This is a genomic window from Streptomyces sp. JLYT201, from assembly GCF_059448825.1.
In genome coordinates this window covers 1,818,035-1,842,931 of sequence record NZ_CM182551.1, presented here as the reverse complement: position 1 = coordinate 1,842,931, position 24,897 = coordinate 1,818,035, and the positions used below count along the sequence as shown (strand labels likewise).

The 24,897-nt window shown below is 74.9% G+C and carries 2 protein-coding genes; both read left to right on the top strand.

All coding sequences use genetic code 11. From position 1 onward, the window contains the following. Positions 1-80 precede the first annotated feature (80 nt). A complete protein-coding gene (locus AC5WAM_RS07325; RefSeq protein WP_495522033.1) occupies positions 81-9,764 on the top strand; it encodes a type I polyketide synthase in 9,684 nt (3,227 codons plus the stop codon). Positions 9,765-9,804: 40 nt separating this feature from the next. Further along, positions 9,805-24,825: a type I polyketide synthase gene (locus AC5WAM_RS07320; protein WP_495522032.1), complete on the top strand. Its 15,021-nt coding sequence runs from the start codon at positions 9,805-9,807 to the stop codon at positions 24,823-24,825. Positions 24,826-24,897: the final 72 nt, after the last annotated feature.

Sequence of the window (24,897 nt, the reverse complement as noted above, 5' to 3'; positions counted from 1 at the left end):
GGGGGAGGGTAGGGGTTGTTGCCCTACCCTCCCCCGGATGTGATGGGTTCGGCCCTCTGCGTTGAAGGAGTCGCACCGAAATGGCGAACGAGCAGAAACTCCGCGAGTACCTCAAGCGAGTTACCGCGGATCTGCACCAGACCCGGCAGCGTCTACAGGACGCCGAGTCCGTGAGCCGGGAGCCCATCGCCATCGTGGCGATGAGCTGCCGCTACCCCGGCGGCGTAGCCGGCCCGGAAGACCTGTGGCAGCTCGTCGCCGAGGGCGGGGACGCGATCTCCTCCTTCCCCGACGACCGGGGCTGGGACGCGGACCTGCACGACCCCGACCCCAGCCGCCCCGGCAAGAGCTATGCGCGCGAAGGCGGGTTCCTGCACGAGGCCGCCGAGTTCGACCCGGCGTTCTTCGGCATCTCGCCGCGCGAGGCGCTCGCCATCGATCCGCAGCAGCGGCTCCTCCTCGAAGCCACGTGGGAGGCGTTCGAGCGGGCGGGCGTCGACCCGCTGACGGTGCGCGGCTCCCGCACCGGCGTCTTCGTCGGCGTCATGTACGGCGACTACGGCAACCGCATCCTCAGCAACCCGCGGGGCCTCGAAGAGTTCGAGGGCTACCTCGGCAACGGCAGCGCGGGCAGCATCGCGTCCGGCCGCGTCTCCTACACCTTCGGCCTCGAAGGCCCCGCCGTCACCATCGACACGGCCTGCTCGTCCTCGCTCGTCGCCCTGCACCTCGCGGCGCAGGCCCTGCGGCAGGGCGAGTGCTCCCTCGCGCTCGCGGGCGGCGTGACCGTGATGTCGACGCCGGACACCTTCGTGGAGTTCAGCCGTCAGCGCGGCCTGGCCGCCGACGGCCGCTGCAAGGCGTTCGCGGAGGCGGCGGACGGCACCGGCTGGGGCGAGGGCGTGGGCCTGCTGCTTCTGGAGCGCCTCTCCGACGCCCAGCGCAACGGCCACGAGATCCTTGCTGTCGTACGTGGCTCCGCCGTGAACCAGGACGGCGCGAGCAGCGGCCTGACCGCCCCCAACGGGCCCGCCCAGCAGCGCGTCATCCGCGCCGCCCTCGCCAACGCCGGTCTCGCACCCGCCGACGTGGACGCCGTCGAGGCCCACGGCACCGGCACCACCCTGGGCGATCCCATCGAAGCGCAGGCCCTGCTCGCCACCTACGGCCAGGACCGGCCGGAGGGCCGGCCCCTGTGGCTGGGTTCGGTGAAGTCCAACATCGGTCACACCCAGGCCGCCGCCGGTGTCGCGGGCGTCATCAAGATGGTCATGGCCATGCGCGAGGGGACCCTCCCGCGCACGCTGCACGTCGACCGGCCGAACTCCCTCGTGGACTGGGAAGCCGGAGCCGTCGAACTGCTCACCGACGAGCGGACCTGGCCCGAGGCCGACCGGCTGCGCCGCGCGGGCGTCTCCTCCTTCGGCGTCAGCGGCACCAACGCCCATGTGATCGTGGAGCAGGCGCCGGTCGAGGAGCCCGCCGAGATCGTGGAGCCGGTCGCTCCGGTCACGGCCGTGCCGTGGCTGGTGTCCGGTCGCACTGAGGAAGCCCTGCGGGCGCAGGCCGAGCGGCTGCACGCGCACGTGACCGCGCGCGGCGGACTCGACCCGGTCGACGTCGGCTGGTCCCTGCTGTCGAGCCGTACCGCGCACGAACACCGGGCCGTGCTGTTCGGCCGGGACCGTTCGCAGTTCCTCGCGGGCCTGGAGTCGCTGGCCACCGGCGGCCCGGCCGCCGTCACGGGCTCGGTCGTCGAGGGCCGCCTCGGCGTCGTCTTCACCGGTCAGGGCAGCCAGCGGATCGGGATGGGCCGTGAGCTGTACGAGGCGTTCCCGGTGTTCGCGGACGCGTTGGACGAGGTGTGTGCCCATATCGATCCGTGGATGGAACGTTCGCTCCAGAGCGTGATGTTCGGTGCGGATGCCGAGCTGCTTGAGCAGACCGGCTATGCGCAGCCCGCCCTGTTCGCTGTGGAGGTCGCCCTGTTCCGGCTGGCCGAGTCCTTCGGGGTCCGTCCGGAGATCGTGGGCGGGCATTCGATCGGTGAACTGGCTGCGGCGTATGTGGCGGGGCTGTGGTCTTTGGAGGATGCGGCTCAACTGGTTGCTGCGCGTGGCCGGTTGATGCAGGCGCTGCCCGAGGGTGGCGCGATGCTGGCGGTGCAGGCTGCGGAAGCGGACGTGCTGTCGCTGCTCGACGGCCTGTCGGGCCGTGTGGGTGTGGCTGCCGTGAACGGTCCCGCGCAGCTGGTGCTCTCCGGTGATCGGGCGGCTCTCGAAGGCCTGGAGCAGATCCTGCGTGACCAGGGCCGGAAGGTGAAGTGGCTGAAGGTCAGCCACGCCTTCCACTCGCCCCTGATGGACCCGGCCCTGGACGATTTCCGTGAGGTCGCGGCCAAGCTGACGTACCAGGAGCCGACCCTGCCCGTCGTCTCCAACCTCACCGGCGCGCTCGCGAAGGCCGCCGAGCTGAAGGACCCCGAGTACTGGGTTCGCCACATCCGTGAAGCCGTCCGCTTCCACGACGGCCTCAACGCCCTCACCGGCTTCGGTGCCGCCACGCTGCTTGAACTCGGCCCGGACTCCGTCCTGACCGCGATGGCGCACGACACGGTCACGGAACCGGCCGCGCAGGCGGGCCTGGTCGCCGCCCTGCGCAAGGACCGCCCCGAGGCCGACACGTTCCTCGCTGCCCTCGCGCAGCTGCACGTACGCGGGACCGCCGTCGACTGGGCGCCGCTGTACGCCCCGGTCGAGTCCCGGCGCCGCGTCGACCTGCCGACGTACGCCTTCCAGCACCAGACGCTCTGGCTCAACCCGCTGACGGAGGGCCCCGTCGAAGCGGCCGACCCTGTGGACGCGGGCTTCTGGGAGGCCGTGGAGGCCGAGGATCTGCGGGCGCTGACGGGAGCGCTGGAGGTCGACGAGGAGGCACCGTTCCGGTCGGTGCTGCCCGCGCTCACGGCGTGGCGGCGGCAGCGGCAGGAGCGGTCCGAGCTGGACCGCTGGCGCTACCGGACCGCGTGGAAGCCGCTCGGCAGGACGGCACCGGGCCGCCTGACGGGCACCTGGCTCGTCGTCGCCGGTGCCGGAGCGCCCGAGGAGACCTGGGTCGACGGGGCCGTACGGGCCCTGGAACTGGGCGGGGCCCGTGCCCGCGTGCTGCGCGTGGGGGCACGGGACGCCGACCGCGACACGCTGCGGGAACTGCTCAGCCACGCCCTCACCGACCCCGGCGAGGGCGAAGGGCGGGGCGAGCCGGTCGCCGGGGTGCTGTCCCTGCTGGCCTGCGCACCCGTGGCGGCCGGGGCGCCGACGGCCGGGGACGTCCCGGCCGGTGTCCTGCTGACGCTCGCCCTCGTCCAGGCCCTGGGCGACGAGCGCGTGGACGCGCCGCTGTGGGTGGCGACGCGGGGTGCGGTCCGCGTGGGCGCCTCCGATCGCACGGCCGACGCCGACGCCGCGGCGGTGTGGGGCCTCGGCCGGGTCGCGGCCCTCGAACTCCCGGAGCGCTGGGGCGGTCTCGTCGACCTCCCCGAGGGCGCGGACACGCGCGCCGTGGCTCGCCTCGCCCAGGTCCTCGCGGCCTCGGCGGGCGAGGACCAGGTGGCCGTGCGCGGCTCCGGGGTGTTCGCGCGCCGCCTGGAGCGGGCACCGCTCGACGCCGTCGCGGCGGGGGAGTGGACGCCCGAGGGCAGCGTTCTCGTGACCGGTGGCACGGGTGCCATCGGCGGTCACGTGGCGCGCTGGCTGGCGCGCGCGGGCGCCCGGCACCTCGTCCTGACGAGCCGTCGGGGCGCGGACGCCCCGGGCGCGGCCGAATTGCGGGCGGAGCTTGAGGGGTTGGGTGCCGAGGTCACGATCGCCGCGTGTGATGTGGCTGATCGTGACGCGTTGGCGCGGCTGCTCGCGGAGATTCCGGAGAGTGTGCCGCTGACCGGTGTGTTCCACACGGCGGGTGTTCTTGATGACGGTGTTCTGGACGGTCTGACGGCGGAGCGGTTCGCGACGGTCTTCCGGCCGAAGGTCCAGGCGGCCCTGAACCTGCACGAGCTGACGCGCGACAGCGAACACCTCACGGCCTTCGTCCTGTTCGCGTCCCTCACCGGTACGGTGGGCGGGCCCGGCCAGGGCAACTACGCCGCCGCGAACGCCTTCCTCGACGCGCTCGCCGAGCGGCGCCGCGCGGCGGGCCTGCCCGCGGTGTCGCTCGCCTGGGGACCGTGGGCCGGCAGCGGCATGGCCGCCGACGACGGCTCCGAGGAGCGCATGCGCCAGGCGGGCCTGCCCGTCATGGACCCGGCGCGGGCCACCGAGGCCCTGCGCCTGGCGACCGCCCACGGCGGACAGGCCGCGCTCGTCGTGGCCGACGTGGTGTGGGACCGGTTCCTCGACGGGTTCACGGCCGCCCGGCACAGCGCGCTCTTCGACGACCTGCCGGAGGTGGCCGCCCTGCGCGCGGCCCGCCCCGCCGGGCCGACCGATGCGGAACAGCCCGATCTGAAGGGCCAGTTGGCCGCCCTGCCGCGTCCTGACGCCGAGCGGGCGCTGCTCGACCTCGTACGGACCCACGCCGCCACGGTGCTCGGGCACGGCGGGGTGGACGCGGTGCCCTCGGACGGCGCGTTCAAGGGGCTCGGGTTCGACTCGCTCACCTCGGTGGAGTTCCGCAATCGCCTGGGTGCCGCGACCGGTCTGACCCTCCCGGCGACCCTCGTCTTCGACCACCCCTCGCCGCACGCCGTCGCCGACTACCTGTCCGGCCTCCTCATCGGCGGCGACCCCTCCGCCGCCGCGACGGAGCCCGCGCCGGCCGTCCGCGCGGCCGACGAGCCCATCGCCATCGTGTCGATGAGCTGCCGCTTCCCCGGCGGCGTACGCGGCCCGGAAGACCTGTGGCGGCTCGTCGCCGACGGCGTCGACGCACTGGGCGAGTTCCCGGCGGGCCGCGGCTGGGACACGGCGTCCCTGTACGACCCGGACCCGGCCACCCCCGGCTCCACCTACGCCCGCCAGGGCGGATTCCTGCCGGACGCGGGCGAGTTCGACGCGGACTTCTTCGGGATCTCGCCGCGCGAGGCCCTCGCCATGGACCCGCAGCAGCGGCTGCTCCTGGAGACCTCCTGGGAGCTGTTCGAGCGGGCGGGCATCGACGCGGCGGCCCTGCGCGGCAGCCGTACCGGTGTCTTCGCGGGCACCAATGGTCAGGACTACCTCGACCTCCTCAAGGACGCGCCCGACGGCGCCGAGGGCTATGTCGGCACCGGCAACGCCGCGAGCGTCGTCTCCGGCCGCCTGTCGTACGCCTTCGGCTTCGAAGGCCCCGCCCTGACCGTCGACACGGCCTGTTCCTCGGCCCTCGTGGCCCTGCACCTGGCGGCGCAGGCCCTGCGCCAGGGCGAGTGCGACCTGGCCCTGGCGGGCGGCGTCACGGTGATGTCCACGCCGAGCGCCTTCATCGAGTTCAGCCGTCAGCGCGGCCTGGCGGCGGACGGTCGCTGCAAGGCGTTCGCGGAAGCGGCGGACGGCACGGGCTGGGGCGAGGGCGTCGGCCTGCTCCTCCTGGAGCGGCTGTCCGACGCGCGCCGCAACGGCCACGAAGTCCTCGCGGTGGTCAAGGGTTCCGCCGTGAACCAGGACGGCGCCTCCAACGGCCTGACCGCCCCCAACGGCCCCGCCCAGCAGCGCGTCATCCGCGCGGCCCTGGCGAACGCGGGCCTCAAGCCGGGCGACGTCGACGCCGTCGAGGCCCACGGCACCGGCACGGCCCTCGGCGACCCCATCGAAGCGCAGGCCCTGCTCGCCACCTACGGCCAGGACCGCCCGGCCGAGCGGCCGCTGTGGCTGGGCTCCATCAAGTCCAACATCGGCCACACCCAGGCCGCCGCCGGTGTCGCGGGCGTCATCAAGATGGTGATGGCCCTGCGGGAGGGCGTCCTGCCGCCGACGCTGCACGTGGACCGGCCGAGCACGCACGTCGACTGGGCTTCCGGCGCCGTGGAGCTGCTCACGGCGGCGCGCGCGTGGCCCGAGCGGGACGCGGAGCCGCGCCGGGGAGGCGTGTCCTCGTTCGGCATCAGCGGCACCAACGCCCACGTGATCGTCGAGCAGCCCCCGCTGCCCGACCGCGAGGAGTCCGCGGGGACGGCGGAGCCGGTCACGCCGATCACGGCCGTGCCGTGGCTCGTGTCGGCCCGGAGCCCGGAGGCCCTGCGCGCCCAGGCCGAGCGCCTGCGCGCGCACGTGGCCGACCGCGACGCGCTCGACCCGGTCGACGTGGGCTGGTCGCTCCTGTCGGGGCGTGCCGTGCACGAGCACCGGGCGGTGGTCTTCGGCCGGGAGCGGGACGAGTTCCTGACCGGCCTCGACGCGCTGGCGACCGGCGGTCCGGGCGTGGTGTCCGGTGCCGCGACGGGCGGCCGCCTCGGCATCGTCTTCACCGGCCAGGGCAGCCAGCGCCCCGGCATGGGCCGCGAACTGTACGAGAACTTCGTCGTCTTCGCGGACGCCCTGGACGAGGTGTGTGTCCATATAGATCCGTGGATAGAACGTTCGCTCCAGAGCGTGATGTTCGGTACGGACGCCGACCTCCTTGAGCAGACGGGCTACGCGCAGCCCGCGCTGTTCGCGATGGAAGTCGCCCTGTACCGGCTGGCGGAGTCCTTCGGCATCCGTCCGGAGATCGTGGGCGGTCATTCGATCGGTGAGCTGGCTGCGGCGTACGTGGCGGGGCTGTGGTCCTTGGAGGACGCGGCTCAACTGGTCGCTGCGCGCGGCCGGTTGATGCAGGCCCTGCCCGAGGGTGGCGCCATGCTGGCGGTGCAGGCTGCGGAAGCGGACGTGCTGCCCCTCCTGGCGGACCTGTCGGACCGTGTGGGTGTGGCGGCCGTGAACGGCCCCGCGCAGCTGGTGCTCTCCGGCGAGCGCGCGGCGCTCGAAGCCCTGGAGCAGACCCTGCGCGACCAGGGCCGGAAGGTGAAGTGGTTGCAGGTCAGCCACGCCTTCCACTCGCCCCTGATGGAGCCCGCCCTCGCGGACTTCCGCAAGGTCGCGGAGAGCCTGGAGTACCGGGAGCCGAGCCTGCCGGTCGTCTCCAACCTCACCGGAGCACTGGCCGATCCCGCCGAGCTGCAGGACCCCGAGTACTGGGTCCGCCACATCCGCGAGGCGGTCCGCTTCCACGACGGCCTCAACGCCCTCACCGGGCAGGGCGTCTCGACGCTCCTTGAGCTGGGTCCGGACGCCGTCCTGACGGCCATGGCCCACGACACGCTCACCGAGCCCGCCGCGCAGGCGGGCCTGGTCGCCGCCGTCCGCAAGGACCGCTCCGAGCCCGACACGCTCCTGACGGCCCTGGCGCAGCTGCACGTACGCGGCACCGAGGTCGACTGGACGCTGCTGTACGCCCCCGTCGAGTCCCGGCGCCGCGTCGGCTTGCCGACGTACGCCTTCCAGCGCCGGACGTACTGGCCGCGGCCGACGGACACCGGTGTGCCGGAGGCGGAGGCCGGGGCCGTGGACGCCGAGTTCTGGGACGTCGTACGACGGGAGGACCTGGACGGGCTCGCAGGGGCGCTGGACCTCGACCAGGAGGCCCCGCTGAAGTCGGTGCTCCCGGCCTTGGTCGGCTGGCACCGGCGGCAGCAGGAGCGGCACGAGGTGGACGCCCTGCGGTACGGCGTCACGTGGACGCCGCTCGCCGCCGCGGCCGGGCCGGGCACCGGAACGGGCCTCCATGGCACGTGGGCGCTCCTCGTCCCGGCCGACGCGGCCGGACACCCCTGGCGCGCGGCCGCCGAGGAGGCGCTCGCCCAGGCCGGTGCGCAGGTCCGGTCCGTCGTCGTCGGCGACGAGGCGGCCGACCGTACGGCGATGGCGCGGATCCTGCGGGAGACCGGCGAGCCGACCGACGTCACGGGCGTGCTGTCGCTGCTCGCCCTGGACGAGCGACCGTACCGCCACCCGGAGACCGACACCCCTGACCCCGCTCTGACCTGGGGCATGGCCGCGACCCTCGCGCTCACGCAGGCGGTCGTGGACACCGGGACCGGCGGGCGGCTGTGGGTCGCGACGTCCGGCGCGGTGTCCGTCGGAGCCACCGACCCGCTGCACGCCGCGGCCCAGTCGCAGGTGTGGGGCTTCGGCCGGGTCGTGGCCCTGGAGCACCCGGAGGTGTGGGGCGGCCTCATCGACCTGCCCGAGGCCACCGAGGCCAACCAGGCCGTCGAAGGACCGGGTTCCGTGCGGGCCCGCCTCGCCGCGCTCCTCTCCCGAGCGGGCGCCGAGGACTTCACCGAGGACCAGCTCGCCCTCCGCGCGTCCGGCGTCCTCGTACGCCGTCTCACGCGGGCCCCCGGCGGCCCCGCGGGCGGTGCGGGCTGGCAGCCGCGCGGCACCGTGCTCGTCACCGGCGGCACCGGCGCCCTCGGCGCGCACGTGGCCCGGTGGCTCGCGGGCCACGGCGCCGCCCACCTCGTCCTGACGAGCCGACGCGGCCCCGACGCGCCCGGCGCCGCCGAACTCCGCGCCGAACTGGCGGAGTTGGGGGCCCAGGTCACCGTCGCCGCCTGCGACGTGGCCGACCGGGACGCGGTCGCCCGGCTCCTCGACGCGATCCCCGCGGACGCGCCGCTGAGCGCCGTCGTGCACGCGGCGGGCGTGGGCCAGGACCTGATGATCGCCGAGACCGGACCCCGGGACTTCGCCGCCGTCGTGACGGCCAAGGCCGCGGGCGCGGCACACCTGGACGACCTGCTCGGCGACACGCCGCTGGACGCCTTCGTGCTCTTCTCGTCCATCGCCGGAGTGTGGGGCAGCGGCGGCCAGGCCGCCTACGCCGCCGCCAACGCCTTCCTCGACGGCCTCGCCGAGCGGCGCGCGGCCCGCGGACGGCCCGTGACGTCGATCGCCTGGGGCCCGTGGGCGGGCTCCGGCATGGCCGGGGACGACGAGGCGGCCGCGCACCTGCGCAAGCGGGGCCTGCCCGTCATGCGGCCCGACGTGGCCGTCGCCGCCCTGCGGCACGCGCTCGACGGGCCCGGGCCGCAGGTGACCGTCGCCGACGTCGACTGGGAGCGGTTCGCCCCGGCCTTCACCGTGCGCCGCCCGAGCCCGCTGCTCGACGACCTGCCGGAGGTGCGCCGCGCGCTCACCGCCGCGCCGGACGCCACCGGCGGCGGGGCAGCCGAGGGCGACGCCGCGACCGCGCTGCGCGACCGGCTCGCCGCCGCGCCGCCCGCCGACCGCGAGCGGATCGTCCTGGAACTGGTGCGCACCGAGGTCGCCGCCGTCCTCGGACACACCGGCACGGCAGCGGTGCGCGAGGACCGCGCGTTCAAGGAGTTCGGCTTCGACTCGCTGACCGCCGTCGAGCTGCGCACCCGGCTGAACACCGCGACCGGTCTGAGCCTGCCCAGCACGCTCGTCTTCGACCACCCGACCCCCGGGGAGCTCGCCCGCGAACTCCTCGCCGAACTCCTGCCGGACGCCGCACCCGGCGACGCGGACGACGCCTACGCCGTCCACGCCGCCGACGGCGCGGCGGACCACCCCGCGGACGCCGAAGTCCGCAGGGCCCTGGCGGCCGTCCCGGTCGCCCGCATCCGCGAGGCGGGCCTGCTCGACGCCCTGCTGCGGCTCGCCGCACCGGACCCGGCGGCGGCCCCGGCCGGCGCCGCGCCGGACGACGACGCGGATGCCTCGATCGACGCCATGGACGTGGCCAACCTCATCCAGATGGCCTTGGACAACAGTGATTCCTGATGCAGCGATTCCTGACGCAGCACGAAATGTGGAGCCGGACATGACGAGGCCTTCGGACACGGTCGTCGATGCGCTGCGCGCGTCTCTGAAGGAGACCGAGCGGCTGCGACGGCAGAACCAGCAGCTGGCGGCGGCTTCCCGGGAGCCGATCGCGATCGTCGGCATGAGCTGCCGCTTCCCCGGCGGCGTGGCGAGCCCCGAGGACCTGTGGCGGCTCGTCGCCGACGGCGCCGACGCCATCGGCGACCTGCCCGACGACCGGGGCTGGGACGTCGACGCGCTCTACGACCCCGACCCCGACAAGCGCGGCACCTTCTACGCCCGCCAGGGCGGATTCCTGCGCGACGCCGGGGAGTTCGACGCCGCGTTCTTCGGCATCTCGCCGCGCGAGGCCCTCGCGATGGACCCGCAGCAGCGGCTCCTCCTGGAGACGGCGTGGGAGGCCTTCGAGCGCGCCGGGATCGACCCGGCCACGCTGCGCGGCACCCGCGCCGGGGTGTTCGTCGGCTCCGGTTACCAGGGCTACGGCGAAGGCGTCCGGCAGGCCCCCGAAGGCGTCGAGGGCCACCTGCTGACCGGCAACACCACCAGCGTCATGTCCGGTCGCCTCTCCTACGTCCTCGGCCTCCAGGGCCCGGCGGTCACGGTCGACACGGCGTGCTCGTCGTCGCTCGTGGCCCTGCACCTGGCGGCGCAGGCGCTGCGCCAGGGCGAGTGCACCATGGCCCTGGCGGGCGGTGTGACCGTCATGTCGTCCCCCGAGACGTTCGTGGAGTTCAGCCGTCAGCGCGGCCTCGCGGTGGACGGCCGCTGCAAGGCGTTCGCCGACGGCGCGGACGGCACGGGCTGGGGCGAGGGCGTCGGCATGCTCCTCGTCGAGCGCCTGTCCGACGCGCGCCGCAACGGCCACAAGGTCCTGGCCGTCGTCCGGGGCTCCGCCGTGAACCAGGACGGCGCGAGCAACGGCCTCACCGCCCCCAACGGCCCGTCCCAGCGCCGCGTCATCCGCGCCGCCCTCGCCAACGCGGGCGTGACCGCCGCCGACGTGGACGTCGTGGAGGCCCACGGCACCGGCACCACGCTGGGCGACCCGATCGAGGCGCAGGCGCTGCTCGCCACGTACGGCAAGGAGCACTCGGCCGAGCGGCCGCTGTGGCTGGGCTCGCTGAAGTCCAACATCGGCCACACCCAGGCCGCCGCCGGCGTCGCGGGCGTCATCAAGACGGTCATGGCGCTGCGCCACGGCGTCCTGCCCAAGACGCTGCACGTGGACGCCCCGACCTCCGAAGTCGACTGGTCGACCGGGAGCGTCGAGCTCCTGACCGAGGCCCGCGACTGGGCCGAGCGGGACGGCGGCGGCCCGCGCCGCGCGGGCGTCTCCTCCTTCGGCATGAGCGGCACCAACGCCCACGTCATCGTCGAGCAGGCGCCGCCCGCGGAGGAGCCGACGGCCGAGGAGGCCTCCGCGACGCCCGTCGTCCCGGGTGTGGTGCCCCTCGCCCTGTCCGGAAAGACGCCCGACGCCCTGCGGGCCCAGGCCGCCCGGCTGCACGCGCACCTGCTGGCGAACACCCAGGTGGGCGCGGACGACCTGGCCTGGACGCTCGCCACGGCCCGTTCGCGGTTCGAGCACCGGGGCGTCGTCCTCGGCCGCGACCGTGACGGCCTCCTCGCCGGGCTCGAACACCTCGCCGGGGGCGAGGGCGCCGCTCAGGGTGTGGTCACGGGCCGCGTACTGGGCGGGACGGTCCGTCCGGTGTTCGTGTTCCCGGGGCAGGGGTCGCAGTGGGCCGGGATGGCGCGCGAACTGCTCGACGAGTCCCCGGTGTTCGCGGAGCGGATGCGCGAGTGCGCGGACGCGCTCGCTGAGTTCGTGGACTGGGACGTGCTTGAGGAGTTGAGCGGCGACCGGTTCGACCGGGTCGATGTGGTTCAGCCGGTGTTGTTCGCGGTGATGGTGTCGTTGGCTGCGGTGTGGCGTGCGGCGGGTGTGGAGCCTGCGGCTGTGGTGGGTCACAGTCAGGGTGAGATCGCTGCCGCGTGCGTTGCGGGAGCTCTCTCGCTGCGGGATGCGGCTCGTGTGGTGGCCTTGCGGAGCCTGGCGATTCGTGAGCTGTCGGGTAAGGGTGGCATGGTGTCGGTGCCGCTGCCCGAGGCCGAGGTCCGGGAGCTGGTTGCGGGTTGGGAGGGCCGGATCGAGGTCGCGGCTGTCAACGGCCCGGCTCAGGTGGTGGTTTCCGGTGAGCCGGAGGCGTTGGAGGAGCTGGTCGCGCAGTGCGTGGCCCGTGACGTCCGTGCTCGTACGATCCCGGTGGACTACGCGTCGCACTCCTCGTACGTGGAGGAGATCGAGGCGCAGATCCTGGAGGCTCTTGAGGGTGTGAGCCCACAGGCCGCTGGGGTCCCGGTGTACTCGACGCTGACGGGCTCGTGGCTGGACGGGACGCCGATGGACGCGGGCTACTGGTACCGCAACCTGCGTCAGACGGTCCTGTTCGAGCACGCCACGCGCGGGCTCCTCGCCGAGGGGCACGGCCTGTTCCTGGAGATGAGCCCGCACCCGGTGCTCACCGTCCCGGTGCAGGCGACGATCGACGCGACCGACAGCCAGGCCGCCACGCTCGGCTCCCTCCGTCGTGACGAGGGCGGCGCCGATCGCCTCGCGGCCTCGCTCGCCGAAGCCCACGTGCACGGTGCCGAGCTGGACTGGAAGGCCCTCTTCCCCGGCGCGCGCAAGACCGTCGACCTGCCCACGTACGCCTTCCAGCGGCAGCACTACTGGCTGCGCGGCGACTCCGGCGCCGGTGACGTCACCGCGGCGGGGCTCGATGATGCGGGGCACCCGCTGCTGGGTGCGGCGGTGCCGCTGGCCGACGGCGACGGGCATCTGCTCACCGGGCGGCTCTCGCTGCGCACGCACCCCTGGCTGGCCGACCACGCCGTGGCGGGAGCCGTGCTGCTGCCCGCGACGGCGTTCGTGGAGCTGGCGACGCGCGCGGGTGACCAGGTCGGCTGCGACCTGGTCGAAGAACTCACCATGGAGACACCGCTCGTCGTCCCCGGAACGGGCGGCGTACAGCTCCAGTTGACCGTGGGCTCCGCCGACGCCTCCGGGCGGCGGTCGCTGGCCTTCCACTCGCGGCCCGAGGCCAGGTCCGACGCGGGCGGCGCGGAGGCCGAGCCGTGGGCCCGGCACGCCACCGGCGTACTGGCCGTCAGCACGGCGGACGCGGCACCCGGCACATCCGACCTGGCCCAGTGGCCGCCGCACGGCGCGGAGGCCGTCGGCGTCGAGGGCCTCTACGAGGAGTTCGCCGCGGCGGACGTCCAGTACGGCCCCGCCTTCCAGGGGCTGCGCGGCGCCTGGCGGCGCGGCGACGAGGTGTTCGCCGAGGTGAGCGTCCCCGAGGACCGGCGCGACGAGGCGGGCCGCTTCGGCCTGCACCCCGTGCTCCTCGACGCGGCCCTCCAGGCGGCACACCTGGCACAGGGCGGCTCGGACGGGCCGGACGGTGACGAAGGCGCCGCGCCCCGGCTGCCGTTCTCCTGGAGCGACGTCTCCCTGTACGCGACCGGGGCGAAGTCCCTGCGCGTACGCCTGACCCGCTCCGGAAGCGACGGCGACACCGTCTCCGTGCTGCTGGCCGACGCATCCGGCGCGCCCGTCGCACGGATCGGGGCGCTGGTGTCCCGTGCCGTCGACGCGCGCCGGAGCCTCGCCGCGCAGCGCACCCGCGCACCGCACCTGTACCGCGTCAACTGGGTGGCCGCGCAGGCCCGCGGCGCGGTCCGGGCCGACGCGTGGGCCGTCTTCGGCGCGGGCGCCGAGCGTGTGGCCCGCGCCCTGAGCGAGGACGGCGCCGACGTCACCGCGTACCCGGCCCTCGCCGACCTGGCCGCGGCGGTCGCCGACGACACCGCGCCCGCGCCCGGCGTCGTGGTCGCGGCCCCGGACCTCACGGCGACCGCCGACGACACCGTGGCCCCGGGCGCCCCCACGGCCGCCGACGACATCGCGGCCGCCGTGCACGCCACCACCGGCGACGCGCTGGCCCTCGTCCAGGCGTGGCTCGCCGACGCACACCTCGCCGACGCGCGCCTGGTCGTCCTGACGCGCGGCGCCGCCGCCGTCACCCCCGACGAGCCGGTGCCCGGCCTCGCCCACACCGCCGTGCTCGGTCTGCTGCGCTCCGCGCAGTCCGAGGAGCCCGGCAGGTTCGTCCTCGCCGACGTGGACGACGCGCCCGAGTCGCTGCGGGCGCTGCCCGCCGCGGTCGCGCACGGCGAGCCGGAGTGCGCCGTGCGCGCCGGTGCCGTGCTCGTCCCCCGGCTCACCCGCGACCTCGGCGAACCCGCCGACGACCACGCCGCCTTGAACCCGTCCGGCACCGCCCTGGTCACCGGCGCCCCCGGCGGTCTCGGCGGCCTCGTCGCCCGGCACCTCGCCGCCGTGCACGGCGTACGGCACCTGCTGTTCCTCGGGCGCCGTGGCCCCGAAGCCCCTGGCGCCGCCGAACTCGCCGCGCACCTGGCGGAGTCGGGCGTCGGCATCGACATCGTCGCCTGCGACGCCGCGGACCGGGACGCCCTCGCGGCGGCCCTGGCCCGCGTACCGGACGAGCACCCGCTCACCGCGGTCGTCCACACCGCGGGCGTCTTCGACGACGGCATCACCTCCTCGCTCACCGCCGAGCAGCTGGACCGCGTCCTGCGGCCCAAGGTCGACGCCGCCGTCAACCTGCGGGCGCTCACCGCGGCCGCCGACCTCGACGCGTTCGTCCTCTTCTCCTCCGTCGCCGGCGTCCTCGGCGGCGCGGGACAGGGCAACTACGCGGCGGGCAACACCTTCCTCGACGCCTACGCGCACGCCCTGCGCGGCCAGGGCGTGCCCGCGACCTCCCTCGCCTGGGGCCTGTGGGCCGAACGCGGCGGCATGGCCGGGCAGATCACCGCCGACGACCTGGACCGGATGACCCGCTCCGGCATCGCCCCGCTCGCCACCGAGCAGGGCCTCGGCCTGTTGGACGCCGCGCTCGGGCTCCGCGCCGCCGCCCTCGTGCCGGTGCGCCTCGACACCGCCGCGCTGCGCACCGCGCACGGCCCGCACCTGCCGCCGCTGCTCGGCGGCCTCGTCCACGGCCCCGCCCGGCGCGCCGTCGCCGACCGGGGCGGCGCGGACGGCGACACGCCCGCCCTGGTCCGCGGCCTGCGCGGCCTCGCGGCGGACGAGCGCGAGCGCGCGCTCCTCGACCACGTGCGCGGCCAGGCCGCCGCCGTCCTCGGCTACGCCTCCGGCGACGACGTGGACGCCGAGCGCGCCTTCCGCGACCTGGGCTTCGACTCCCTGACGGCCGTGGAGCTGCGCAACCGCCTGAAGGAGACGAGCGGCCTGCGGCTGCCCGCGACCCTCGTCTTCGACTACGCCAACCCCCTGGCCCTCGCCCGCCACCTCGCCTCCGAACTGACCGACGGCGAGGCCTCGGCCACCACGACGACGGGCGCGGCGCTGCCCGCGCCCACCCAGGGGCACACCGACGAACCCATCGCCATCGTCGCGATGAGCTGCCGCTTCCCCGGCGGCGTGGCGAACCCCGAGGACCTGTGGCGGCTCGTCGGCGCGGGCGCCGACGCCACCTCCGGACTGCCCGAGGGCCGCGGCTGGGACACCGCCAACCTGTACGACCCCGATCCCGACCACCAGGGCACCACGTACTCGCGCGGCGGCGGATTCCTGCACGAGGCGGGCGAGTTCGACGCCGCGTTCTTCGGGATCTCCCCGCGCGAGGCCCTGGCGATGGACCCGCAGCAGCGGCTCCTCCTGGAGACCGCGTGGGAGGCGTTCGAGCGTGCCGGGATCGACCCGGCGACCCTGCGCGGCAGCGCGGGCGGCGTCTTCGTCGGCGCCTCGTCGCAGGGCTACGGCGAAAGCCTCCGGGAGGTCCCCGACGGCCTCGAAGGCCACCTGATGACCGGCAACTCCACCAGCGTCATCTCCGGCCGCCTCGCCTACTCCTTCGGCCTCGAAGGCCCGGCCGTCACCGTCGACACGGCCTGCTCGTCGTCGCTCGTGGCCCTGCACCTCGCGGCGCAGGCGCTGCGCCAGGGCGAGTGCTCACTGGCCCTCGCGGGCGGCGCCACGGTCATGTCGACACCTGACACCCTCGTCGCGTTCAGCCGCCAGCGCGGCCTGGCCGCGGACGGCCGCTGCAAGCCGTTCGCCGAGGGCGCCGACGGCTTCGGCGTCGGCGAGGGCGTCGGCATGCTCGTCCTGGAGCGCTTGTCGGACGCGCGCCGCAACGGCCACGAAGTGCTCGCGGTCGTTCGCGGCTCCGCCATCAACCAGGACGGCGCCAGCAACGGCCTCACCGCCCCCAACGGGCCCTCCCAGCAGCGCGTCATCCGCGCCGCCCTCACCAACGCCCGGCTCGGCGCGGCCGACGTGGACGCGGTCGAGGCCCACGGCACGGGCACGTCGCTCGGCGACCCCATCGAGGCCCAGGCCCTCATGGCCACGTACGGAAAGGACCGGCCGGGCGACCGGGAGCCCCTGTGGCTCGGCTCCGTCAAGTCCAACATCGGGCACGCCCAGGCGGCCGCGGGCGTCGCGGGCGTCATCAAGATGGTCATGGCGATGCGGCACGGCATCCTGCCGAAGACGCTGCACGCCGAGACGCCGACGACCGAGGTCGACTGGTCCGAAGGGGCCGTCGAGCTGTTGACCGAGGAGCGCGAGTGGACCGCGCCGGAGACGGGACGGCCGCGGCGCGCGGGCGTCTCCTCCTTCGGCATGAGCGGCACCAACGCGCACGTGATCGTGGAGCAGGCACCGGTGGAGGAAGCACTTCCCGCCGACGCCGGCGACGGGCCCGCACCGACCCCCGCACCGTCGGTGGTCCCCGGCCTCGTCCCGCTGGCCCTGTCGGCGAAGAGCGAGAACGCTCTGCGCTCACAAGCGGACCGCCTCCGGGAGCGCCTGCTCGCCGAAGCGGACCACGACGACACCGAGAAGATCGGCCTGACGGACCTCGGCTGGTCCCTGACGATGACCCGCTCCCGGTTCGAGCACCGGGGTGTCGTCCTGGGCCGTGACCGCGAGGAGCTCCTCGCGGCCCTTGAGCGGCTTGCTGAGGGCGATGCCGCGGCGGGTGGTGTGGTCACGGGTCGTGCGGTGAGTGGTGCGGGTCGTGCGGTGTTCGTGTTCCCGGGGCAGGGTTCGCAGTGGGCCGGGATGGCGGTGGACCTGCTGGAGTCCAGCCCTGTCTTCGCGGAGCGGATGCGTGAATGCGCGGACGCTCTCGCCGAGTTCGTGGACTGGGACTTGCTGGAGGAGCTGGGCGGCGACCGGTTCGACCGGGTGGATGTGGTTCAGCCGGTGTTGTTCGCGGTGATGGTGTCGTTGGCTGCGGTGTGGCAGGCGGCGGGTGTGGAGCCTGCGGCTGTGGTGGGTCACAGTCAGGGTGAGATCGCTGCCGCGTGTGTGGCGGGTGCGCTCTCGCTGCGGGATGCGGCTCGTGTGGTGGCCTTGCGGAGCCTGGCGATTCGTGAGCTGTCGGGTAAGGGCGGCATGGTGTCGGTGCCGCTGCCCGAGGCTGAGGTTCGTGAGTTGATCGTGGGCTGGGAGGGCCGGATCGAGGTCGCGGCTGTCAACGGCCCGGCTCAGGTGGTGGTTTCCGGCGAGCCGGAGGCTTTGGAGGAGCTGGTCGCGCAGTGCGTGGCCCGTGACGTCCGTGCTCGTACGATTCCGGTGGACTACGCGTCGCATTCGTCGTACGTGGAGCAGATCGAGGCGCAGATCCTGGAGGCGCTTGAGGGTGTGAGCCCGCAGGAGGCTCAGGTCCCGGTGTTCTCCACGCTGACCGGCGCTTGGCTGGACGTCCCCATGGACGGCGGCTACTGGTACCGCAACCTGCGTCAGACGGTCCTGTTCGAGCACGCCACCCGTGGCCTGCTCGCTGAGGGCCATGGTCTGTTCCTGGAGATGAGCCCGCACCCGGTCCTGACGGTCCCCGTGCAGGCCACCATCGAGGCCGCCGGGCGCGAAGGGGCGGCCGTCGCCCTCGGGTCGCTGCGGCGCGACGAAGGCGGGGCGGCACGGCTGCTCGCCTCGGTCGCCGAGGCGCACGCGCGCGGTGCCGAGCTGGACTGGAAGGCGTTCTACCCGGGCGCAGGAACCGTCGTCGACCTGCCCACGTACGCCTTCCAGCGCCAGCACTACTGGCTGACCGAGGACGAGGTGCCCGGCGCGGCGCACGTACGCGCCGTGGACGAGGTCGAGGCGCGCTTCTGGGAAGCCGTGGAGCGCGAGGACCTGGCGGAGCTGACGGCGGAGCTGGAGATCGCGGAGGACTCGGCCGCGGGGCTCGGCTCCGTGCTGCCCGCCCTGTCGTCGTGGCGGCGGCAGCGGCGCGAGCGGTCGGCCCTGGACGCCCTGCGCTACCGCGTGACCTGGAAGCCGCTGGCGAGCAGCGCCCTGCCGACGTCCGGGCTCACCGGCCGGTGGCTGGTGGTGCTGCCCGAGAACGCCGCGCAGCACCCGTGGGCCGCGGGCTCCGTCGCGGCTCTGACACGGGCCGGTGCGGAGGTGGCCGAACTGTGGCTCACCCCCGCCCAGTTGACGCGCGAGGCGCTGGCCGAGCGGCTGCGTGACCTTCCCGGTGGGGACCTCCCCGGTGGGGACCTCCCTGGTGGGGACCTCGCCGGTGTGGTCTCGCTCCTCGGTCTCGACGAGACCGTCGTCGACGGGCACGAGGCCGTGTTCACCGGGCTCGCGGGGACCGTCGCACTGGTGCAGGCCCTCGGCGACGCCGGGATCGGCGCGCGCCTGTGGACGGTGTCGCACGGCGCCGTCGCCACCGGCCGCGGCGACCGTGCCGTCAGCCCCGACCAGGCGCAGCTGTGGGGCCTCGGCCGGGTCGTGGCCCTGGAACACCCGGACCGCTGGGGCGGTCTGGTCGACCTCCCGCCGTCGTACGACACCCGTACGGGCGCGCGCTTCGCCGCCGCGCTCGCGGGGCCCGGCGGCGAGGACCAGCTCGCGGTGCGCGGCACGGGCGTCTTCGTGCGCCGCTTCGCGCACGCCCCGCTGCCCGAGGACCGGGGCGCGGAGCCCCAGTGGTCGCCGCGCGGCACCGCCCTGATCACCGGCGGCACGGGTGCGATCGGCGGGCACGTGGCGCGCTGGCTGGCCCGCGAGGGCGTCGAGCACCTCGTCCTGACGAGCCGCCGCGGCCTCCGGGCGCCGGGCGCGGCCGAACTGAAGGCCGAACTGGAGGAGCTGGGTGCCGAGGTCACCGTCGCGGCCTGCGACGTGGCCGACTGGGACGCGGTCGCGGGACTCCTCGACGAGCTGGCCGCGGACGGGCGCACCCTGCGCTCCGTCTTCCACGCGGCGGGCGCCGGTCAGGAGCAGTCGCTGCACACGATGACCACGGCGGACATCGCCGCCGTCCTGGAGGCGAAGGTCGCGGGCGCCGCCCACCTCGACGAGCTCCTCGACACCGGTTCGCTGGACGCGTTCGTGCTGTTCTCCTCCAACGCCGGGGTGTGGGGCAGCGGCAGCCAGGGCGCCTACGCGGCCGCCAACGCCCACCTCGACGCCCTCGCCGAGCAGCGCCGCGCCCGCGGCCTGACCGCGACCTCCGTGGCGTGGGGCCTGTGGGGCGGCGGCAGCGGCATGGCTGGTGCCGAGGCCGAGGAAGCGCTGCGGCGCGTCGGCGTCACTGCCATGGAGCCGGGGCTCGCGGTCGCCGCGCTCGCCCAGGCGGTGGCGTACGACGAGACGTTCGTGGCCGTCGCGGACGTGGACTGGGAGCGGTTCGCGCCCGCCTTCACGTCCGTGCGGCCCAGCCCGTTCCTCGCCGAACTGCCCGAGGTGCGGCGCGCCCTCGAAGGACCGGAGACGGCCGCCGCGCCCGCCGCGGCGCACGCGGCCGCGGGTTCCGAGTGGGCCGAGCGGCTCGCCGACCTGCCGGTGCCGGAGCGCGAGCGGGTGGCCCTCGACCTGGTACGGGCACACGCCGCGGCCGTGCTCGGCTACGCGGGCGCGGAGGCCGTCGAACCCGACCGCGCCTTCCGCGAGCTCGGCTTCGACTCCCTGACGGCCGTCGAGGTCCGCAACCGGCTCACCGCCGCGACCGGCCTCAAGCTGCCCACGACCCTCGTCTTCGACTACCCCAACGCCCGGCTGCTCGCCGCCCATCTGCGCCGCGAGGCGCTCGGTGACGCGCCGGGCACCACCGGCACGCGGGCCGTCGCGCCCGCGCCCGCCGACGACCCGATCGCCATCGTGTCGATGAGCTGCCGCTACCCGGGCGGCGCCACCAGCCCGGACGCGCTGTGGCGGCTCGTGTCCGAGGGCACGGACGCGATCTCGGTGTTCCCCGCCGACCGGGGCTGGGAGACCACCGGCGCGGCGGCATACCGCGCGGAGGGCGGCTTCCTCTACGACGCCGCCGAGTTCGACGCCGCGTTCTTCGGCATCTCGCCGCGCGAGGCCCTCTCCATCGACCCCCAGCAGCGCCTCCTCCTGGAGGCGTCGTGGGAGCTGTTCGAGCGCGCGGGCATCGCCCCCGCCTCCGTACGCGGCCACCAGACCGGCGTCTTCATCGGCTCCGGCTACCAGGGCTACGGCGAGGGCGTCCAGGACCTGCCCGAGGGTGTCGAGGGCTACCTGCTCACCGGCAGCGCGGGAGCGGTGGTCTCCGGCCGTCTGTCGTACGCGTTCGGGCTCGAAGGCCCGGCGGTCACGGTCGACACCGCCTGCTCGTCCTCGCTCGTGGCCCTGCACCTGGCGGCGCAGGCGCTGCGCCAGGGCGAGTGCGACATGGCCCTCGCGGGCGGCGTCACCGTGATGTCGACGCCCACCGCCTTCGACGAGTTCAGCAAGCAGCAGGGCCTCGCCGCCGACGGCCGGTGCAAGCCGTTCGCCGAGGCCGCGGACGGCACCGGCTGGGGTGAAGGCGTCGGCCTGCTCCTCCTGGAGCGGCTGTCCGACGCGCGCCGCAACGGCCACGAGGTCCTCGCGGTGGTCAAGGGTTCCGCCGTGAACCAGGACGGCGCCTCCAACGGCCTGACCGCTCCCAACGGGCCCTCGCAGCAGCGGGTGATCCGCGCGGCCCTCGCCAACGCCGGGCTGTCCGCGGGTGATGTGGACGCGGTCGAGGCCCACGGCACGGGCACCACTCTCGGTGACCCGATCGAGGCGCAGGCCCTGCTCGCCACGTACGGCCAGGACCGGCCGGTGGACCAGCCGCTGTGGCTGGGCTCGGTGAAGTCCAACATCGGCCACACCCAGGCCGCTTCAGGCGTCGCCGGTGTCATCAAGATGGTGCTCGCCATGCGGGAGGGCGTCCTGCCGCAGACGCTCCACGTGGATCAGCCGAGCACGCATGTGGACTGGTCGGCGGGTGCCGTCGAGCTGCTGACGGAGGCCCGTGAGTGGGCCGAGCGCGGGGACGCGCCGCGCCGCGCGGGTGTCTCGTCCTTCGGCGTGAGCGGCACCAATGCCCACGTGATCGTGGAGCAGGCGCCGGTCGAGGAGTCGGCGGAGCCCGGGGAGCCGGTCGCACCGGTGACGAACGTGCCGTGGCTGGTGTCGGCGCGGAGCGCGGAGGCGCTGCGGGCGCAGGCCGAGCGCCTCCGGGACCACATCACGGACGACAGCACCCTGGACGCCGTGGACCTGGGCTGGTCCCTCCTGTCGGGCCGGTCGCCGCTGGAGCACCGGGCCGTGGTCCTGGGCCGGAGCAGGGAGGAGCTCCTGGCGGGCCTCGAGACCCTGGCGTCCGGCGGGCGCGGGGCCGTCACGGGCTCGGTCGTCGAGGGCCGCCTCGGCATCGTCTTCACCGGTCAGGGCAGCCAGCGGATCGGGATGGGCCGTGAGCTGTACGAGGCGTTCCCGGTGTTCGCGGACGCGTTGGACGAGGTGTGTGCCCATATCGATCCATGGATAGAACGTTCGCTCCAGAGCGTGATGTTCGGTGCGGACGCCGAGCTGCTTGAGCAGACCGGCTATGCGCAGCCCGCCCTGTTCGCCGTCGAGGTGGCGCTGTACCGCCTGGCCGAGTCCTTCGGGGTCCGTCCGGAGATCGTGGGCGGGCATTCGATCGGTGAGCTGGCTGCGGCGTATGTGGCGGGGCTGTGGTCGCTTGAGGATGCGGCTCAACTGGTGGCTGCGCGTGGCCGGTTGATGCAGGCGCTGCCCGAGGGTGGCGCGATGCTGGCGGTGCAGGCTGCGGAAGCCGATGTGCTGTCGCTGCTCGACGGCCTGTCGGACCGCGTCGGCGTGGCCGCCGTGAACGGCCCGTCCCAGATCGTGCTGTCCGGCGAGCGCGGTGCCCTCGAAGGCCTGGAGGAGATCCTGCGCGGTGACGACCGGAAGGTGAAGTGGCTGAAGGTCTCGCACGCCTTCCACTCGCCCCTGATGGATCCGGCCCTCGATGCCTTCCGCGAGGTCGCGGCCAAGCTGACGTACCAGGATCCGACTCTCCCTGTCGTCTCCAACCTCACCGGTGAACTGGCGGATCCTGCCGAGCTGAAGGACCCCGAGTACTGGGTTCGCCACATCCGCGAGGCGGTGCGCTTCCACGACGGCCTCAACGCACTGACGGGGCAGGGCGTCTCGACCCTCCTGGAGCTGGGGCCGGACGCCGTCCTGACGGCCATGGCCCATGACACGCTCACGGAACCGACCGCGCAGACGGGCCTGGTCGGCGCGGTGCGCAAGGACCGCCCCGAGCCCGACGCGTTCCTCGCTGCCCTGGCGCAGCTGCACGTGCGCGGCGTCGAGGTCGACTGGGCGCCGCTGTACGCACCGGTCGAGTCCCGGCGCCGCGTGGAGCTGCCCACCTACGCCTTCCAGCACGACCGCTACTGGCTGACATCGGGCCCGGCCGCCGCCCGTTCCGGCGGGGTCGCCGCTGATGAGGTGGAGGCGCGGTTCTGGGAGGCCGTGGAGGCCGGGGACCTGGAGTCGTTGAGCGCCGAGCTGGGCGGTGGTGCCGACGGCGGTGCCCTTGGTGAGGTGCTTCCGGTCCTGTCGTCGTGGCGGCGGCAGCGGCGTACGGCGTCGACGCTGGACGCCCTGCGCTACCGCGTGGCGTGGAAGCCGCTGGGCCACGCGCCCGCCACGCGGCTCGACGGGACGTGGCTGCTCGTCCTGCCGGACGGCGGCGCGGACGTCGCCGACTGGGCGGCCTCGGTCGAGAACGCGCTCGGCGGACTCGGTGCCGAGGTGCGCACGGTCGTCGTACCGGACGCCGAAGGGGCCGACCGCGACGAACTCGCGGAGCGGCTGCGCAAGGAGGCGGCGGCCGGCGACGGCGCGCTGTCCGGCGTGCTCTCGCTGCTGGCCTCGGACGAGGAGCCGCACGCCGTGCGCGGCGGGGTCAGCCGCGGGCTCGCGGCGACCGTGACCCTGGTGCGGGCCCTGCACGCCGCGGACCTGGGCGCCCCGCTCTGGCTCGCCAGCCGGTCCGCGCTGACCGTCGGCGGCGCGGACCCCGCGCCCCGGCACGCGCAGGCGGCCCTGTGGGGCCTGGGCCGCGTGGTGGCCGTGGAGTACCCGCGGCTGTGGGGCGGCCTGGTCGACCTGCCGGAGACGGCCGACGAGCGGGCCATCGCCGGGCTCGCCGGTGTCGTCGGCGGCGCCTGGGCCGGTGAGGACCAGGTGGCCGTACGCGGCTCCGGAGTGTTCGCGCGCCGCCTGGAGCGGGCACCGCTCGACACCGCCGCGGCGGGGGAGTGGACGCCGGACGGCACCGTCCTGGTGACCGGCGGCACGGGTGCCATCGGCGGCCACGTCGCGCGCTGGCTCGCCGAACAGGGCGCCCGGCACCTCGTCCTGACGAGCCGCCGGGGCGCGGACGCCCCGGGCGCCGCCGAACTCCGGGAGGAGCTGGAGGAGTTGGGGGCCGAGGTGACGATCGCCGCCTGCGACGTGGCCGACCGCGACGCGCTGGCGGACCTGCTCGACGCGCTTCCCGACACCGCCCCGCTGACCGCCGTCTTCCACACGGCGGGCGTCCTGGACGACGGCGTGCTCGACGGAGTGACGGCCGAGCGGATCGCCACCGTCTTCCGGGCGAAGGTGGAGTCGGCACGCCACCTGGACGAGCTGACGTCCCCCCTCGACCTGTCGGCGTTCGTGCTCTTCTCGTCCTTCGCCGGGCTCTCCGGCGGCACCGGGCAGGGGAGCTACGCCGCCGCCAACGCCGCGCTCGACGCGCTCGCCGAACACCGCAGGGCCCGCGGCCTCCCGGCGACCTCCGTCGCCTGGGGCGCGTGGGGCGGCGGCGGCATGGCCGCCGACCGGGCGCGGGGCGGCGCCGTGCCGCCCATGGAGCCGGGGCTCGCGGTCGCCGCGCTCGGCGGGGCCCTCGGCCAGGACCTGGCCGTCACGGTCATCGCCGACGTCGACTGGGAGCAGTACCTGGCAGGCGGCCCGGCGCTCGCGCCCAACCCGCTCTTCGCCGACCTGCCCGAGGCCCGCGCCCTCCAGGAGCGCACGGCCCGCACGGACCGCGGGGCGGCCGACGGCACGGAACCCGACCTCGCGCGGCAGCTCGCGGCGCTCTCCGGGCCCGAGCGGGACCGGCTCCTGGAAGACCTGGTCCGTACGCACGCGGCGGACGTCCTCGGCTACCCGGGGCCGGAGCGGGTCGAACCCGGCCGGGCCTTCCGGGAGCTGGGCTTCGACTCCCTCACCGCCGTCGAACTGCGCAACGCCCTCGGCACGGCCACCGGCCTGCCCCTGCCCACCACCCTCGTCTTCGACCACCCCACGCCCGTGGCGCTCGCCGCCTACCTCAAGGCCGAACTGGCCCCGGGTGACGGCGAGTCGGCGGCGCTCCTGTCCCAGCTCGACACGCTGGAGCTGGGGCTCGCCGAGAGCGCGCCGTCCGACGACGAGCTGGCCACGATCGCCGAGCGGCTGCGGGTGCTGCTCGACCGGTGCACCCGTGGCGCGGACGACGACGAGGACGCGCAGGTCGCGGAGGAACTGGAGTCCGCGTCGGACGACGAGATGTTCGACTTCATCAGCAAGGAGTTCGGGATCTCCTGACGTGCCGCCCCGCCACCCCCTGACGCGGCGCCCCGCAATCCCCAGATGTGCCGCCCCCGCCCCCGCCTCGGC